The sequence below is a fragment of the Ferdinandcohnia sp. SAFN-114 genome (genome assembly GCF_059415045.1).
In genome coordinates this window covers 67,168-83,334 of record NZ_JBPFDQ010000004.1, presented here as the reverse complement: position 1 = coordinate 83,334, position 16,167 = coordinate 67,168, and the positions used below count along the sequence as shown (strand labels likewise).

Here is a 16,167-nt window from a genome sequence, read left to right as displayed (position 1 = left end):
GGCTGAATGATTTCAGTCGGTCAATTTTTTTACAAGAAAACTTGGTATTTAATGATACCTACCGATAACTTTTTCATCATTCTTTACTTTGTGTTAAATCCTCGAGAGCGGGCACATTCCCGTAAACGGAATGCTTTTTTTTGATAGGCTCGGCCCATTTCACCGCATTAATGATTACTTGTTGAATTTGTTTGTTATGATAGGTCGGATAAGTTTCGTGTCCAGGCCTAAAGTAAAATACTTTCCCATTACCTCGTGTATATGTACAGCCGCTGCGGAATACTTCACCACCTTCAAACCAACTGATAAAGATTATCTCGTCAGGCTTAGGTATATCAAAATGCTCTCCGTACATTTCTTCATTTTCCAATTCGATATATTCAGGAATTTCTACTGTAATTGGATGGCTAGGGTTTATGGTCCATAAGCGCTCCTTTTCACCAACTTCACGCCACTTTAGATCACAGCTTGTTCCCATTAGTACTTTAAATATTTTAGAAAAGTGGCCTGAGTGAAGAACAATCAGCCCCATTCCATTAAGAACACGCTGTTTGACTTTCTCTACAATCTCGTCTTTAACCTCACCGTGAGCAAGATGTCCCCACCAAATTAAAACATCGGTATTGTTGAGGACCTCATCTGTTAAACCGTGCTCACTTTCATCTAAAGTGGCAGTTCGTACCTCAAAGCCCTCCAACTGAAGAAAATCTGAAATCGTTCCGTGAATACCGGTTGGGTATAAATCGCTTACAATTGGATTGCCTTGTTCGTGCCGATTTTCATTCCAGACGGTCACTTTCATCATCAATCCACTCCTTTCTCTACAAAAAATGATGAAATATTCGACTAAATCATAAAGCGTTTACAAATGAATGAACATAGATTTTGTCGATTTCTAAGATTTTTGCACTTAATCCCAAATTAGTCAACTATTAATAGTCCCTCTTTCCCTATAAAATATAACTATGGAAGTGCTTACATGGGCTGAAAGGAGGAAGAAATTATGAAAGGTATATTGAAAGATATCTATAAAAATAGAGTATGGCTTCTAATGATTCTGCCAGGAACAATCTGGTTGCTACTATTCTCTTATTTGCCAATGTTCGGCCAAGTGTTGGCCTTTAAAAAGTTTCGGATTGATCCCGATGGTTTCTTTGCAAGCGTTATAAATAGCGAATGGGTAGGCTGGGATAACTTTAAATATTTATTTAGTACAAACGATGCATGGATTATTACTAGAAATACTTTGATCTACAATCTTATTTTTATTGTTGTGGGGCTAATAGCGGCAGTAGCAACAGCTATCCTACTCAGTGAATTGATTAACAAAAGACTTTCAAAGGTCTATCAGACTTCTATCTTATTTCCACACTTTATTTCATGGGTTATCGGAAGCTACTTTGTATTCACTTTTTTAAGCACTGAGCATGGTTTACTAAATCAATTTCTCGGCTGGTTCAACATTGACTCCATTTCATGGTATAACGAGTCAAAATATTGGCCATTTATTATCGTGTTTATGAGTCTGTGGAAAGGTGTTGGCTATGGTAGTATTGTTTATTTAGCATCTATTGTTGGAATTGATCGAACATATTATGAGGCAGCTATGATTGATGGTGCTTCAAAATGGAAACAGATTAAACATGTTACCTTACCTATGCTTAAACCGTTAATGATTATCTTAACAATCATGAATATCGGTAGAATCTTTAACTCGGATTTCGGATTATTTTATCAAGTTCCAAGAGACTCCGGAGCGTTGTATTCAGTTACAAACGTAATTGATACTTACGTTTACCGAGGTCTTATGAATCTTGGGGATATTGGAATGAGTACGGCTGCAGGTCTTTATCAGTCGGCAGTTGGATTTATCCTTGTTATCATCACTAACTATATTGTAAGAAAAGTTGATGAGGAAAGTGCATTATTTTAATTTTAATCCATCGTGAAGGGAGGAAGTCGCCCGGCGGCTAACGATATGGCAAAACTAGAACGAAATGAATCACCGGTCGTTATTTCAAGTTCACTAGGAGAAATGAAGGGGGGTGGGACAAAGGTTGTAAGGAAAAAACATCGTGATCCTCAGCATATGCATCCAGTCGTTAATGCGATAATTAGTGTACTGCTAGGGATTTTAGCTTTCACGTGCATTTTTCCATTTATCTATGTCATTATTATTTCCTTTACTAGTGAGGAGAGTATAGTTAGAAATGGGTTTCAATTAATCCCTAAGGAATGGAGCCTCGATGCATACCACTATCTATGGAGTATGAAAGAGCAGTTATTCCGCTCTTACGGTGTTACGATTTTCATTACAATTGTTGGAACAATTATCAGCGTTTTAATGATCACCTTTTATGCTTATGCGATTTCAAGACCACAATTCAAATATCGCAAGTTTTTTACATTCCTTGCATTCTTTACCATGCTTTTCAGTGGTGGGTTGGTTCCTACTTATATAGTAGTAACCCAATTCCTGGGTTTAAAAGATACTATTTGGGCGTTGATCTTACCGCTTACTATGAATGCCTTTTATATCATCATCATGAGAACATTTTTCCTGAAATCAGTTTCTGAATCGATTTTGGAATCAGCGAGAATAGATGGAGCAAGTGAATGGAGGATTTTTTTCCAAATCATTTTCCCTCTTTCATTACCAGGGATTGCAACAATTGCATTGTTTAGCACATTGGGTTATTGGAATGATTGGTTTACAGCTTTACTTTACATTGATGACCCAAATCTAGTACCACTCCAATCCTTATTAATGAAAATTGAGGCAAATCTTGAATTTATGAGGCAGAATTTGGATGTGGCTATCATGCAACAAAGCTTATTTGATACCATCCCAGAAGAATCAGCAAAAATGGCAATGGTTGTTATCGCCACTTTACCGATAGCGATTTCGTATCCATTCTTTCAAAAGTATTTTATTAGTGGACTGACTATTGGCGGCGTTAAAGAATAAAAAAAGAAAAGGGGAGAGCTGTAATGAAAAAGAAGTTATGGATTTTGATTGCATTAGTTCTGTCTATTGGAACTATTCTTACTGCTTGTAGCGGTAATGAAGATAGTTCAACAACGGAAAAAGGTGATGGAAATGGAAAGCCATATGAAATTAAATGGTATACCATTGGAACACCACAAAAAGATACTGATAAAGTATTTGAAGAAGTAAATAAGTATCTAAAAGAAAAAATTAATGCCACAGTTGACATGACCCAAATAGATTGGGGAGATTGGGCACAAAAATCTCAAGTCATGATTAACTCTGGGGAACAATTTGATATTATCTTTACGAATGGTACTGACTATGTTCAAAACGCACAAAAAGGTGCTTTCCTAGCCATTGATGAATTGTTAGAAGAGGAAGGCAAGGAATTAAAGCAAGCCATTAACCCAGCCCTTTTAGAAGGAATTAAAGTTGATGGTAAGACTTATGGTATTCCTGCAAATAAAGAAGCTGCTAGACAATCGGTTTATACATTTAACAAACGACTTGTTGACAAATACAACTTTGATATTTCAAATGTGAAAACTCTAGAAGATCTAGAGCCAATGTTAAAGGTTATTAAAGAGAATGAACCTAGCATCACACCAATCGCAACATTTGATGCATTTTTACGCTATGATTATGTCTTTAACGCTGAAATGCCATTTGCCTTCCCATTCGAGGGTGATACAGATCATGTTATAAATCCATTTGAAACAGACGAAGCTATGCAAACGCTTAAAACAATGCACAGCTATTATAAAGCTGGCTACCTAAAAGAGGATGCTGCAACAAGTAAAGACAGCTGGCCGATGGATGTAGAAAACTGGTTTGTCCGCATGGGTGGTTTCCAACCATATGCAGATTTACTATGGTCTCGTTCAGCGAAGTACGAGGTAGTTTCTGTACCTGCGGAGCAGCCAACAACTGTAAACGATTCCGTATCTGGTTCAATTCAGGCAATTTCAGTAACATCTAAAAACCCTGAAAAAACGATGGAATTCTTAAATTTACTTAATACGGATCCTTATCTTCGTAACTTAGTAGATAAGGGAATTGAAGGCGTACATTACAAGAAGAATGAGAATGGCACAATTGAAGATCTGCCTGCACGCATTGAAAGCTATAACATGCCATCTTATTCACTAGGAAACCACTTTATCCTAGACCTTTACAAAGATGACCCTGAAGATAAATGGGAAAAGTTCCAAGAGTTTAATGATTCTGCCGTTAAGGCGCCATCACTAGGTTTCAATTTTAATAGTGATCCCGTTCGTTCAGAACTTGCATCCATTACAAATATTTCGAAGGAATTCTATCCTGCCTTGGCAACAGGATCTGTTGACCCAGAAGAATATTTACCAAAATTCAATAAGAAATTAAAAGAAGCCGGACTTGATAAAGTGTTAGAAGAAATACAAAAGCAATTTGATGAGTGGAAAAGCTCGCAAAAATAACTAAAAACAAATCAAGCTGGGTGGAATATTCCAGCTTGATTTTATTTCATACAATAAAAAAACATGAGATTTTGAACATAAAGTTTGCCTAGCTCCAGTGCCATAACGGCTAGTGTCTTTCGCTTTCCTCCTTATGAAAAGTAAATATTAGATTGTCAATTACTCTTTTTGAGTCCTTTATCCCTATTTAAGCGCTTCTGGCCAAATGTTCCTGACCAGGTAAGAGCGCGAGCGCTATTCTTATCCAGGGATGTATTTACCTGAAGCTGCATAGAAAGATCATGTCTTCGATTCTTTCCACTGTGATAAACTTGAACTGAAAAACTACACATAATTGAGGGATTGGAAATGAATTCGAAACACAACAGCCGTTTTCACCAAAGAATATTTAATAAACTTTTTTTAACCTCTTCCATTACGATTATTGTTACTGTCATCATCTTGATTGTGACAATCACAAACTATTATTCAGAAATCATTATACAAAAGGAAGTCAATGTCAGTACAAGAACGATAGAAAGGGTTGAGGATTACTTTTCCGCCAAAGATTCAGATATTGATAGGGCAATGCGAGATCTTTATATTCAAGGGGAGCTGATTGATGATATTTCCTTTGCCCTTCATAACGGATATGGGAAATATTTGGAATACCGCCTTGATAAATTTACGGAGGACCATACGTATTTTCCTACCAATTTAGATACGTATTTTAATGGCTATTTTAGTCAGGATAATGATATTAACGCCATTAGCTTACGTTCAGAAGATAGCCCTGAAATTGAATATTTGCTCATTAATAATTATCTGAGGTGGAACAAAAGTATTGATAACTCGGAACCAAATTTAAATGATGTACTCCCGGGGGGATACTATAACCTAAGCGGAGATGCTTTGCCAAAAGGGCAGAAGTTAAAAGATACAATTACGAAAAAGGCTGTCATTAATAACCCGGTCACGCTCGAAAAAATAGGTGAGATTTCCGTCTATTACTCTACTGAGCATTTAGATAGGATGGTCAAAAAGGATGAAGGGGCACCGGCTTCTTTCTTTCTAATTGATGCCAATGGCCAAATCGTTTATTCCCATAATAAAGGAGTTCCTCTCCCTCTCGTCCATCAAGTCAAGCAAGAAACAAATGAAACAAAGATAGAGTATAAATCCGAAGAATATTACATTAATACCATTGCGAACAAAGGTGATTATACGTTTGTAAGTGTCATTCCCGATAAAGGGTGGCAAAAGCTATCAATTATCAGGGGAACAATGTGGGTTGTCATCATCTTTCTAATTTTGGCGGCTATTTTAATCAGTTATTCATTTATGCAAAATTATTCTCGGCGAATTAATAGAATTGTGTCAACCATCCGCCGAGTAGAAAAAGGGGACCTGAACGCAAGGATCCCCGAAACGAAACATGAAGATGAGTTATCTAAGATTTCGTTCAATATCAATTCGATGTTAAATGAACTAAATAATTACATTGAACAATTTTATCTGCTCAATATGAAACAACAGCAGGCGGAATTAAAAGCGCTTCAAGCACAAATTAATCCCCATTTTTTATTCAATACGCTTGAAGCAATCCGAATGGTATCTGTCTTGGAGGGTTCCAAAACATCCGGTAAGATGATCTTCCATTTATCTAAATTGTTCCGCTACTCACTGGAATCAAAAGACATCGTACCGCTCTATACCGAAATTGAATATGTCCAACAATATTTAACATTAATGCAGTTTAAACATCCGGATAAACTGCATGTCCATTTTGATATTCCAGATGAGGTGAAACATACATTTGTTTCAAAATTAACCCTACAGCCGATTATTGAAAATTATTTTGTTCATGGTTTTAGAAAAGATCGGTCCAATAATGAATTAATTATACGAGCTTCTAATCTGGGAGAAAAAATTGAAATATGTGTAGAAGATAATGGCAAGGGCATGTCTGAAGAAGAATTGAACAATATTGTACAACATATTAATCGTGAAGATGGTGATGAAATGCAATCTATTGGGTTGAGAAATATACATCAACGTTTGAAACTGAGATATGGGAACAAGTATGGTATTACCATAAAGAGTAGCAAAAACACGGGAACAATGGTCACTTTGTCTATTCCAGTGGAGGGGATTTCTTATGTTTAAGGTTCTATTGGCTGATGATGAACCCATCATCACAAAAGGATTATCAGCGATCTTGGACTGGGAGGATTACGGTTTTGAAATTGTTCATACAGCAGAAAGCGGAGAAGAGGCGCTCTCCTATATTAAACAGCATCCCATCGACATTCTGATTACAGATATTTTAATGGGGGAAATGTCCGGCTTGGACTTAATTCAAGAGGTTAAGAGTGTACGGCCAGAGGTTAAAAATATTGTCCTAACAGGTTATCAAGAGTTTGAGTTTATTAAACGAGGGTTGTTACTAGGGGTTGAAAACTATTTGGTGAAACCTGTCGATGAAGAGGAATTGTTGACAACGATTCAAGCCGTAGGACGAAAACTTAGGGCTAATCTGGCAGGAAGTCGGCCAGAGGGAACGACTACATTATTGGATAATACATTATGGCGCTTTCTGACAGGGGAAATAGATCAGCATGATTTTCTTGAAAAATTGGCATTATACAATATCGAATTAAACCAACCGTCATATAATGTTTCAATCTTAAATCTTGAACATTATCAGAAGTCTGAAGTGGTTAAGTACGTTAGACACTTTATTGCAGAGCAATACTCGGCAATATCTTTCTGTAGTCCTGATCAAGAGATCGTGGTTATTTTTGGAGGTGTAAGTGAAGAAGAGTTGGTAAAGCAAAACCAAAGTCTTCTTGATAAACTCTGTAATGAGCAAAAAGAGGCAGGCTTATTCTATTTGGCTATGGGCAAGCCGGTTTATGAGATTGATAAGCTAGAAGAAAGTTTTGCGATTGCTAGGGAACATAGCCTTCTGCAGATATATTCAGAACCAAATGTGCTGATCTCAGATAAAGAAATAATTGATCATCAGGAGGAGTTAAAACGGCAGCAGGAATTTAAGGGGAATATTGTTAAACAACTAATGAATGCAGAGGAAGAACCTTTAGAACTGATTGATTGTTATCTTAAGGATTTAACAAAGAAATCAAATGTTATCTCGCCCCTAGTGGTAAAAAAGTATGCACTGGATTTAATTTCTTATATCCATTATTCACTACAACCCGAGGATTTCTCCCTTTATACAGGTGTTGTCGAACGAATGTTTTATAGCTCGGATATCGCGCAGATAAGGGTCATTATAACCGAATATTTTTATGAATTAATCCTGACCATTCATAACCATGTTCATTTACGAAGTCCGATCGTACAAAATGTGCTTCAGTACACCCATGCCCATTATGTCCAAGGGCTATCATTAAAAACACTAGGGCAGCAGTTTCATGTAAATGCTATTTATTTGGGACAATTATTTCAAAAAGAAGTAGGGGTCGTCTATTCTGAATATCTGAATCGCTATCGATTGGAAAAAGCAAAAGAATTACTGAAAACCACCCATTTTAGGGCTGGAGATATTGGGAAAAAAGTAGGGTATTCTGATACCACTTATTTTTATAAGCAATTTAAAAAAATGATTGGCACGACACCGAGTGAGTGGAGGAAAATTTAAAAGAGTGAAGGTGAAATCTATGGGAAAAGTATTCGAAGAACAAAATATCCACTATCGTTTTCCTGAAAACTTTTGGTGGGGAAGTGCAGCATCCGGTCCACAAACGGAAGGCGCAGCACTGAGTGCTGGAAGAAAACAAAGTATTTGGGATTATTGGTACGGCATCGAGCCCGAATGTTTTCATAATGGAGTTGGCCCAGAGCATACATCGGATTTCTATCATCGATTTAAACAGGATATTCAGCTAATGAAGGAGACGGGCCATAACTCATTTCGGACCTCAATTCAATGGTCACGATTAATTCCGGATGGCACAGGGGAAATAAATGAGGAGGGCGTTTCCTTCTACAATCAAGTCATTGATGAGTTATTGGCTAATGACATTGAGCCGTTTATTAATTTGTATCATTTTGATATGCCAATGTGCATGCAGGAAAAAGGAGGCTGGGAAAGCAGGGAGGTAATCGATGCCTATGTAAATTATGCACAAAAATGCTTCCGCTTATTTGGTGACCGTGTGAAATATTGGTTTACATTTAACGAACCGATCGTGCCTGTCGAGGCAGGTTATTTATATAATTGGCATTATCCTAATGTGACAGATTTTAAACGTGGGGCAGTTGTTGCACATCATACCATTGTTGCCCATGCAAGGGCGGTAGAGGCATTTAAGGAATTGAATCTTGATGGCAAAATTGGTATCATTCTAAACTTAACTCCAACTTATCCAAGAAGCAGGGATGCGGAGGATGTAGCCGCAGCGCATATTTCGGACCTATTCTTTAATCGTAGTTTTCTTGACCCTGTCACAAAAGGGAACTATCCAAAGGACTTAGTTGATATTTTACTAGAAAGAGATTTGCTTCCAACCATAGAAACCGGTGATTTGGAAGTTATTAGAGATAATCCTATTGATATTTTAGGAGTTAACTACTACCAACCGCGCCGCGTTAAAGCCAAAGAGGAGTCTGAGCCGGAGAATGCACCGTTTATGCCGGAACATTTATTTGATCCTTACATCATGCCAGGGCGGAAAATCAATCCACACCGTGGATGGGAGATTTGCGAAGAAGTTATCTATGACATAATGGTCGATCTTCGTAAAAATTATGGTAATATTCCCTTTTTCATCTCAGAGAACGGTATGGGGGTTGAAGGCGAGGAGAAGTTTCGTAACGAAGAGGGATTTATTGAGGATGAATACCGGATTGAGTTTGTGAAGGAACATTTAAAATGGGTGCACAAAGGAATTGAGGAAGGGGCCAATTGCCTTGGGTATCATATCTGGACATTTATGGATAACTGGTCATGGACAAATGCTTATAAGAACCGCTATGGATTGGTAGAGGTAGATTTAAAAAATGGTTTGGAAAGAACCATTAAGAAATCCGGCAGATGGTATAAACTGTTAGCAGAGAACAATGGGTTTTAATCCTATCGAAATTAATAAAATATAAATAATTCCATGAATCAAAAACGTACCAACCTATGAAGTGGTACGTTTTTTTCTATGTATATATCAATCTTTTCTTGATCCACAGTGTTCTTTATTTTAACCAATGAATCTATGTTTTTACCAATAGGATGGACAGTAAAGTACTGCTAAAATGATGGAAGGGCTTACATCAATGTCGCTTAGGGCATTAAACGAATCTTTTATGTATAAAAGGACGGTGAAACTTATTAGTCATTCATTCGCGTGATGCATTACACAGAGAGTCATTTGTAAGGGTGCCATTGGTTAGAACAGAGTGAGATTAATTTACTTCTTTTGCGCAAACTACAGCAGTTTATAAATAAGGGAGGAAAAAGAATGTTTTCTCGATTGGGAAGAATAAAAAAAACATTAATCGTAACACTTTCTATGCTTCTTATCTTGCAGATTAGCTTTTCATCTACGGCTTTGGCAGGGGACACACTACCGTATACAGGCAAAAGTGCAACTGGATTAAATCAGCCTACACAGCATGGGTATACAGCAAATGACATTATCGAATGGGACCCGAAAACGGATAAATATGCCGAAATGCTAAGGGCGAAAGTACCATTACAAGAAAGAATTGAACCGTTTGCCTCTACACAGGCAAACCCTGAATTGAGCCAGGAAACACAAATGTTTAATCTTGCTGGTGATTATGGGAATTCCTTTATGGATAGTACGGCCTATACGAATAAATTTGGGGAATACACGTTTCCATTCTGGCAGTATACAGACTATTATTCCTACTGGCACGGAATGGCGTCGGCGGATGTTCCGAGAGACTTATATAATCCTAGCCTACCGTGGTATGAAAGATGGTTTGAATTTGGTGTATTAAACATTCCAAATCCTGCTTACACAAATGCCGCACATAAAAACGGGGTAAAATCTCTTGCCGTTATTTTCTTCTCAAGCAATGACAGGGGACCTCAAACCTATACACAAATGTTTGTTAAGGATGAGAATGGAAATTTCCCTGCTGCTGAAAAATTGATTGAAATTGCTGGTTATTTTGGTTTTGATGGTTATTTCTTTAACCAAGAAGAGATTACCGGGGTAGCGGTCGAGGATATCCCTACATATAAAGAGTTTTTAAAGGTGTTGAGAAATAGTGGTCTATATGTCCAGTGGTATGATTCCGTCCATAATGAAACTGGCAAAACGAGATACGAAAATGAGTTTACCGAGGTTAATAGTCCTTTTTTAAAGGACCCACAATATGGCGATCTTGCCCATTCAATTTTCTTAAACTACCTTTGGAATAATGACAAGATGAAAAATTCTAAAGCACATGCAGAGAGTTTAGGTTTAGATCCCCTTGAAACGGTATTTGCAGGTGTTGAGGCTGGCGGCGACCGATTTAAAAAACACCGGAATGATTTACGAAATAATTTAGATGAAAGTGGAAAACTGATGAATAGTATTGCAATGCTTGGCTCCGACTTTACACATCACGGATTAGATGAGGACCTTGGCGGAGAAGATACGATGCGGAGGAATAACAGCGATTATCAATGGATGTCGTTCATTCGTGATCGTGCATGGTGGACTGGTCCGAATCAGGACCCAACCCGTACTGGCAGAAATGCAGACGTTGACCTGTCTGATGTAGCAGCAAAAGGAGACAACTGGGATGGCGTTGCTGCATATATAGCGGAACGAAGTGTTATTCAAGGCTCCAATTTTGTATCCAATTTTAACATTGGCCGTGGGTTGGCCTATTATGTCGATGGAAAGGTCAGCAATTCTGAAGAATGGTCCAATATTAATATTCAGGATATTCCTATTACTTGGCAGTGGTGGATTGATACGACAGGTACACCACTACAGGTAGATTTTGATTTTGGTCCTAACTACAATGCAGGTCCACGCTACGATTATGAAAAGGTAGGTGCCTATAACGGAGGTAACTCGCTTGTAGTTAACGGTACATTAGATGCTGAAAACTACCTACGCCTCTATAAGACCGATTTGCAGGTAAAAGAGGGTTCCGAATTCTCACTTACGTATCAGAAAACCTCACAAGATGACACATCCGTTATGAGTATCGGTTTACACTTTAAGGACTCTCCTGAAGAGGTAGTAAAACTGGCAGTATCCAACTCGGGTAAACGGACCGATGGCTGGGTAACAGCAAAAATTGACTTATCTCAATATGCAGGTAAAGAGATTGCTGCATTTGGGCTAGTTTTTGAAAATGGCGATGTAGCGGTTGATTAGTACCAGATGAATATTGGGCAAGTAAAGATTACCGATGGATCGATTGCAAAACCAGAGGCACCAACCGGTCTGCAGATAACAAAAGCTCTCCGCGATTCCAATGAAATGTATATTTCATGGGATTTAAAAGGATATGATGAAGTCAATCAATACAATATCTATAATAACGGAGCTTATGTTGGTGGGATTTATGATGAAGTGTTTTATATCAAAAACCTGAAGGGATTATCAGGTGAGGTTTCTGTGACAGCCGTGAGTCAAGATGGTCAAGAAAGTGATCCTGCGGTTGTTCATTACGACTTAACTAAAGGAGTTCGTAACATTAAAGCTACCCAAACGGATAAGGGTGATATGGTAGTATCGTGGGAGAATCCTAAGGATGTCAATGGAAAGACTACTATAAATATTTCTACAGATTACGATTATGCCAAAGAAGTCAATAGGATTGTCACTGTTAGCAAAGGCAAAACAGAAGTAAAACTATCCAATATGCCAATTAACGGGGATAAATATCATTTGAAAATAAAAATTAACAGCCATGACTGGATAAGCTACCAGGGCACGTTTATTGACAAATATATAGAAGCATATTCGGCAGAAAAAGTCACAATTGAAGGGAATTCCGTTACGTGGGAGTTACCTGAAGCAAGAGATTGGCATTACCTGTATATTTATGAAAATGGAGAAGCCAAAACGTTTAATACAACTTACAGTCAAGGACGCAAACCTTATATTATTCGCGGACGCACACATTTAAATGAGCTCACATTCCAAACTCAATCAACGGACAGTATCCTTGAATTTGTGATGGAAGACTATACTGGCAATAGAGTCAGTACTGTTGTCAGAATTACCTTGGATGAGATTTATGGTGTAATCAACGGATTGGTTGAGAAAGAGGAATTGGCCGAAACAGCCGGCAAACAGTTAACGGGAACATTGAAGAGTGCGAAAAAACATTATGACAGCGGTCGTATGAAGCAAGCGGCAACTCACTTGGAAAAATTTAAGGATACCATTGACCGTAACCAAGTGAAAGATGTTTCTGAAGACACAAAGAATATGTTAAAAGCTAGTGCGGACTATTTACTAAGAACATGGTCGGAATAAACGGCTGCTAGCGTACGTTAAGTAAAGATTACTATGGTGCAGTATGGCAGATACAAAAATGGTCTGCCATACTCTGTATTTTTTAAGATTAATAGCTTGGGAGGAAACGACTTTGACATTGCAGACAATTCAGCGATTTATTCAATATTTATCAAATCACGAAAATCTGGAATCCATCCAGATCCAAGATTGGCGCGCAAAGCGCGGCAAATATATAGAGCCGGAAAAATATGAATTCGAATCTGAGGAACCCCTACTTATTAATGAAGGTGATTGGTTAGTCGATTCAGGCACAACCATGTTTTTGGAAAAAGAGGTATCAATCCCAATTGAATGGCGGTATCGACCAATGGGACTAACTTTTCTACCCGGTGCCAAGGGTCTTAGGACTCTTCATGAGGCATTGGTTTCGTTAGATGATATGCCTTATCATGGAATTGACCGTAACCGAAGCTATGTTCCTTTTCCGGAGAAAGCGTGGGGGAAAGAAAAAATCAACATTAAAATAGAACTATTTAACTATGCTGGCCAAACGCAAGACGAGTTAAATTATCAGAATGAACCAGCCGAATTTGATCCTCCCCCCCTCACCCTTCTTAAAGGAAGCATTGATCTTCCGAACACGGCTGTCCAAAGTCTGTTGGCAACTGTGAAGGCCTACTATGAGACGGCTAAATTACTGCCAGAAGGTGATATGGGAAGATTCAAAATCATCGATTCTTTGACAGAGGCAGAAAAAATAATCCTGATTGAAAAGCCAGAGGCTTTATTAAATAGTTCATGGGTTGAAGGTATAGAAGAAGGTATCAAGAAAAAGCTATCCGATTTGGCAGGCAACACCCATGGCCAAATCTTAATGGTAGGTCAGTCCCATATTGATCTTGCATGGCTTTGGCCAGTAAAGGAAGCCATTCGCAAGTGCAGCAGGACCTTTTCGACGATGAGTACCCTGCTGGAGGAGAATACAAACTTCACCTATGCACAGAGTCAGCCCCAAGCCTATGCTTTTGTAAAGGAACATTACCCTGAAATCTATAACAGAGTGAAAAAGCATATTGCTGAGGGGCGCTGGGAGGTTGTCGGAGGTATGTGGGTTGAGCCTGATTTAAATATGCCATCAGGTGAATCTTTAGTCCGTCAGTTATTATATGGGATGAAATTTTACAAGGATGAATTCGGGGTCCAGCCTAAAATTGAGTGGCTTCCGGATACATTTGGTTATTGTGCATCCCTGCCGCAATTATTAAAAGGTGCTGGAATTGACTATTTTATGACAACAAAAATGAATTGGAATGATACCAATTCATTTCCTTATGATTTATTTTACTGGGAAGGTATCGACGGAACTAGGATTCTCTCATATTTGAACCATGGATTAAATGAATATACGCATCCTCAAGAAATCCATGACCACTGGAATAGCTTTAAGCAAAAGAATGTCTATCCTAAACAAATGCTTCTTTATGGACATGGGGATGGTGGCGGCGGTGTTACACAAGAAATGATTGATTATATTGACCGTTCGGCCTCACTACCTGGCCTGCCAGAAGTGATAAACAGTACAGCACACGAATTTTTTGATGGGATCAGCGAGGTAAACACACAACTCCCTACATGGGTTGGAGATATGTATCTCGAGCTTCATCGCGGAACATACACAACACATGCCCGGAATAAGAAATGGAATCGTAAGGCGGAAGTCCTTTATCGAGATGCAGAAATTTGGAGCAGTTTAGCTGTACACTTCGCTGGAGCAAACCTTCCTTCGTCAATGGAAGAAGGGTGGAAATTGCTTCTTCTAAACCAATTCCACGATATTATTCCAGGCTCATCCATTCCAGAGGTATATGTGGATTCAGAGTCTGATTACAAGAAAGTTTTTGAATACGGGGAAAAGACGAGAAAGGAAGCTTTGCAGGCATTGGAGAAACAAATAGACACCAATGGTGACGGGTTACCAATCGTCCTATTTAATAGTTTATCCTGGAAGAGATCTGAAACAGTAAAAATTGTTGGCGGACCTGAATTAGTAGGAAAGGGAGCAGTAAATCTGGATGGTGAAGAACTTCCAGCGGACTTTATTCAAAAGGGGGATGGCCAAATCGAATTAACTGTTTACGTTCCTGATATTCCAGAACTAGGCTATGTAGTCATATGGCTAAAAGATTTGGAGAAACAAGTCATCGAAGAGCAAGAGGATATAGGCCGCGAGTGGGAAACAGAATATTATCTGGTCGAATGGAATGAAAAGGGGGAAATCTCCCGTCTATATGATAAAAAAGCCCAGCGTGAAGTCAAATGCAATGGCGGAGCCGCTAACGAGTTCCAGCTATTCCATGACCGCCCGATGCTTTGGGATGCATGGGATATCGATCCCAAATTTGAAGATCAGCCTGCGGAGAAGGTTGTCCTTCTTGAACAAGGCATCCGAACAGGGGCAACGAAGGACGTCATTTGGTTTAAATGGCAGTTAGCACAATCAACCATTGAACAAGATATGGTTTTATACCACCACAGTAGGCGAATTGATTTCCAAACAAGAGTCGATTGGCGGGAGGATCACAAATTATTGAAGGTCGCTTTTCCTGTCGATGTGGTTAGTAATAAAGCCACGTTTGAGATTCCGTTCGGATCGGTTGAAAGAGCAACACATTCAAATACTAGCTGGGAGCAAGCACAGTTTGAAGTATGCGGCCATCGCTTTGCCGATCTTTCTGAACACAATTATGGAGTCAGTTTATTGAATGATTGCAAGTACGGGTATGACGTGAAACAAAATGTTCTGCGCTTATCATTGTTACGGGCACCAAAATGGCCTGACCGGGGGGCAGATCAGGGGAATCATGAATTTACCTACTCCCTTCTTCCGCATGAAGGTGACTGGAGAGATGCTGATGTAGTCAAGAGAGGGTATGAGTTGAATCACCCAGCTGTTGTTTTCCGTACTTCAGCCCATGAGGGGAGTCTTCCAAGTTCATATTCCTTTATTAAGACAGAGTCTAAACAGGTCATTCTTGATACGGTTAAGCAGTCAGAGGATGGTACGGGGCTTACGCTTAGAATGTATGAATCCAGCGGGGGCAGAGAGAAAGTTCAATTATCTATGTCAGGGCAGGTTCATTCCGCATATGAAACCAATCTGTTGGAAGAGAAACCGGTGGGAATTTCGGTACAAGGGAATAAACTAACTACATCACTGAAGCCATTTGAGGTAAAAACGATTCTATTAACCTAGTACAGTGGGGTAAGTTTGAAAATACTACAA

At 38.8% G+C, this 16,167-nt stretch carries 10 protein-coding genes; 9 read left to right on the top strand and 1 reads right to left on the bottom strand.

Going from position 1 to position 16,167, the window contains the following annotated elements; all coding sequences use genetic code 11:
• Nucleotides 1-76: 76 nt before the first annotated feature.
• Entirely contained in the window at nt 77-805 is a 729-nt protein-coding gene (locus ACR65M_RS02375) for a ThuA domain-containing protein (RefSeq protein ID WP_440272447.1), read from the bottom strand.
• A gap of 198 nt (nt 806-1,003) precedes the next feature.
• On the opposite strand from ACR65M_RS02375, the gene ACR65M_RS02370 reads away from it, so the two are divergent.
• The 9 genes from ACR65M_RS02370 (at nt 1,004) to ACR65M_RS02330 (ending at nt 16,137) form a co-directional block, all read left to right on the top strand.
• Complete coding sequence (locus ACR65M_RS02370; RefSeq protein ID WP_341329672.1) at nt 1,004-1,933, top strand: ABC transporter permease; 930 nt, start codon at nt 1,004-1,006, stop codon at nt 1,931-1,933.
• 156 nt (nt 1,934-2,089) lie between these two features.
• Nucleotides 2,090-2,968 (top strand): carbohydrate ABC transporter permease, encoded by an 879-nt coding sequence (locus tag ACR65M_RS02365; RefSeq protein WP_341333457.1) that lies wholly within the window; start codon nt 2,090-2,092, stop codon nt 2,966-2,968.
• A 23-nt stretch (nt 2,969-2,991) separates the two neighbouring features.
• Nucleotides 2,992-4,449: an ABC transporter substrate-binding protein gene (locus ACR65M_RS02360; RefSeq protein ID WP_341329673.1), complete on the top strand. Its 1,458-nt coding sequence runs from the start codon at nt 2,992-2,994 to the stop codon at nt 4,447-4,449.
• A gap of 348 nt (nt 4,450-4,797) precedes the next feature.
• On the top strand, nt 4,798-6,594 hold the full coding sequence (locus tag ACR65M_RS02355) for a sensor histidine kinase (RefSeq protein WP_341329674.1): 1,797 nt from the start codon (nt 4,798-4,800) through the stop codon (nt 6,592-6,594).
• Nucleotides 6,587-8,092, top strand: coding sequence for a response regulator transcription factor (locus ACR65M_RS02350; protein ID WP_341329675.1), 1,506 nt, complete (start codon nt 6,587-6,589; stop codon nt 8,090-8,092). Before ACR65M_RS02355 ends, ACR65M_RS02350 begins: the two co-directional genes overlap by 8 nt.
• A gap of 19 nt (nt 8,093-8,111) precedes the next feature.
• Nucleotides 8,112-9,524: a 6-phospho-beta-glucosidase GmuD gene (gene gmuD / locus ACR65M_RS02345; RefSeq protein ID WP_341329676.1), complete on the top strand. Its 1,413-nt coding sequence runs from the start codon at nt 8,112-8,114 to the stop codon at nt 9,522-9,524.
• Between the two features lie 381 nt (nt 9,525-9,905).
• Nucleotides 9,906-11,792: an endo-beta-N-acetylglucosaminidase gene (locus ACR65M_RS02340; protein ID WP_341329677.1), complete on the top strand. Its 1,887-nt coding sequence runs from the start codon at nt 9,906-9,908 to the stop codon at nt 11,790-11,792.
• Nucleotides 11,793-11,798: 6 nt separating this feature from the next.
• Entirely contained in the window at nt 11,799-12,902 is a 1,104-nt protein-coding gene (locus ACR65M_RS02335) for an FIMAH domain-containing protein (RefSeq protein ID WP_341329678.1), read from the top strand.
• 112 nt (nt 12,903-13,014) lie between these two features.
• Nucleotides 13,015-16,137 carry an alpha-mannosidase gene (locus tag ACR65M_RS02330; protein WP_440272446.1) on the top strand — a complete coding sequence of 1,041 codons (3,123 nt, stop codon included), beginning with the start codon at nt 13,015-13,017 and terminating at the stop codon, nt 16,135-16,137.
• Nucleotides 16,138-16,167 lie beyond the last annotated feature (30 nt).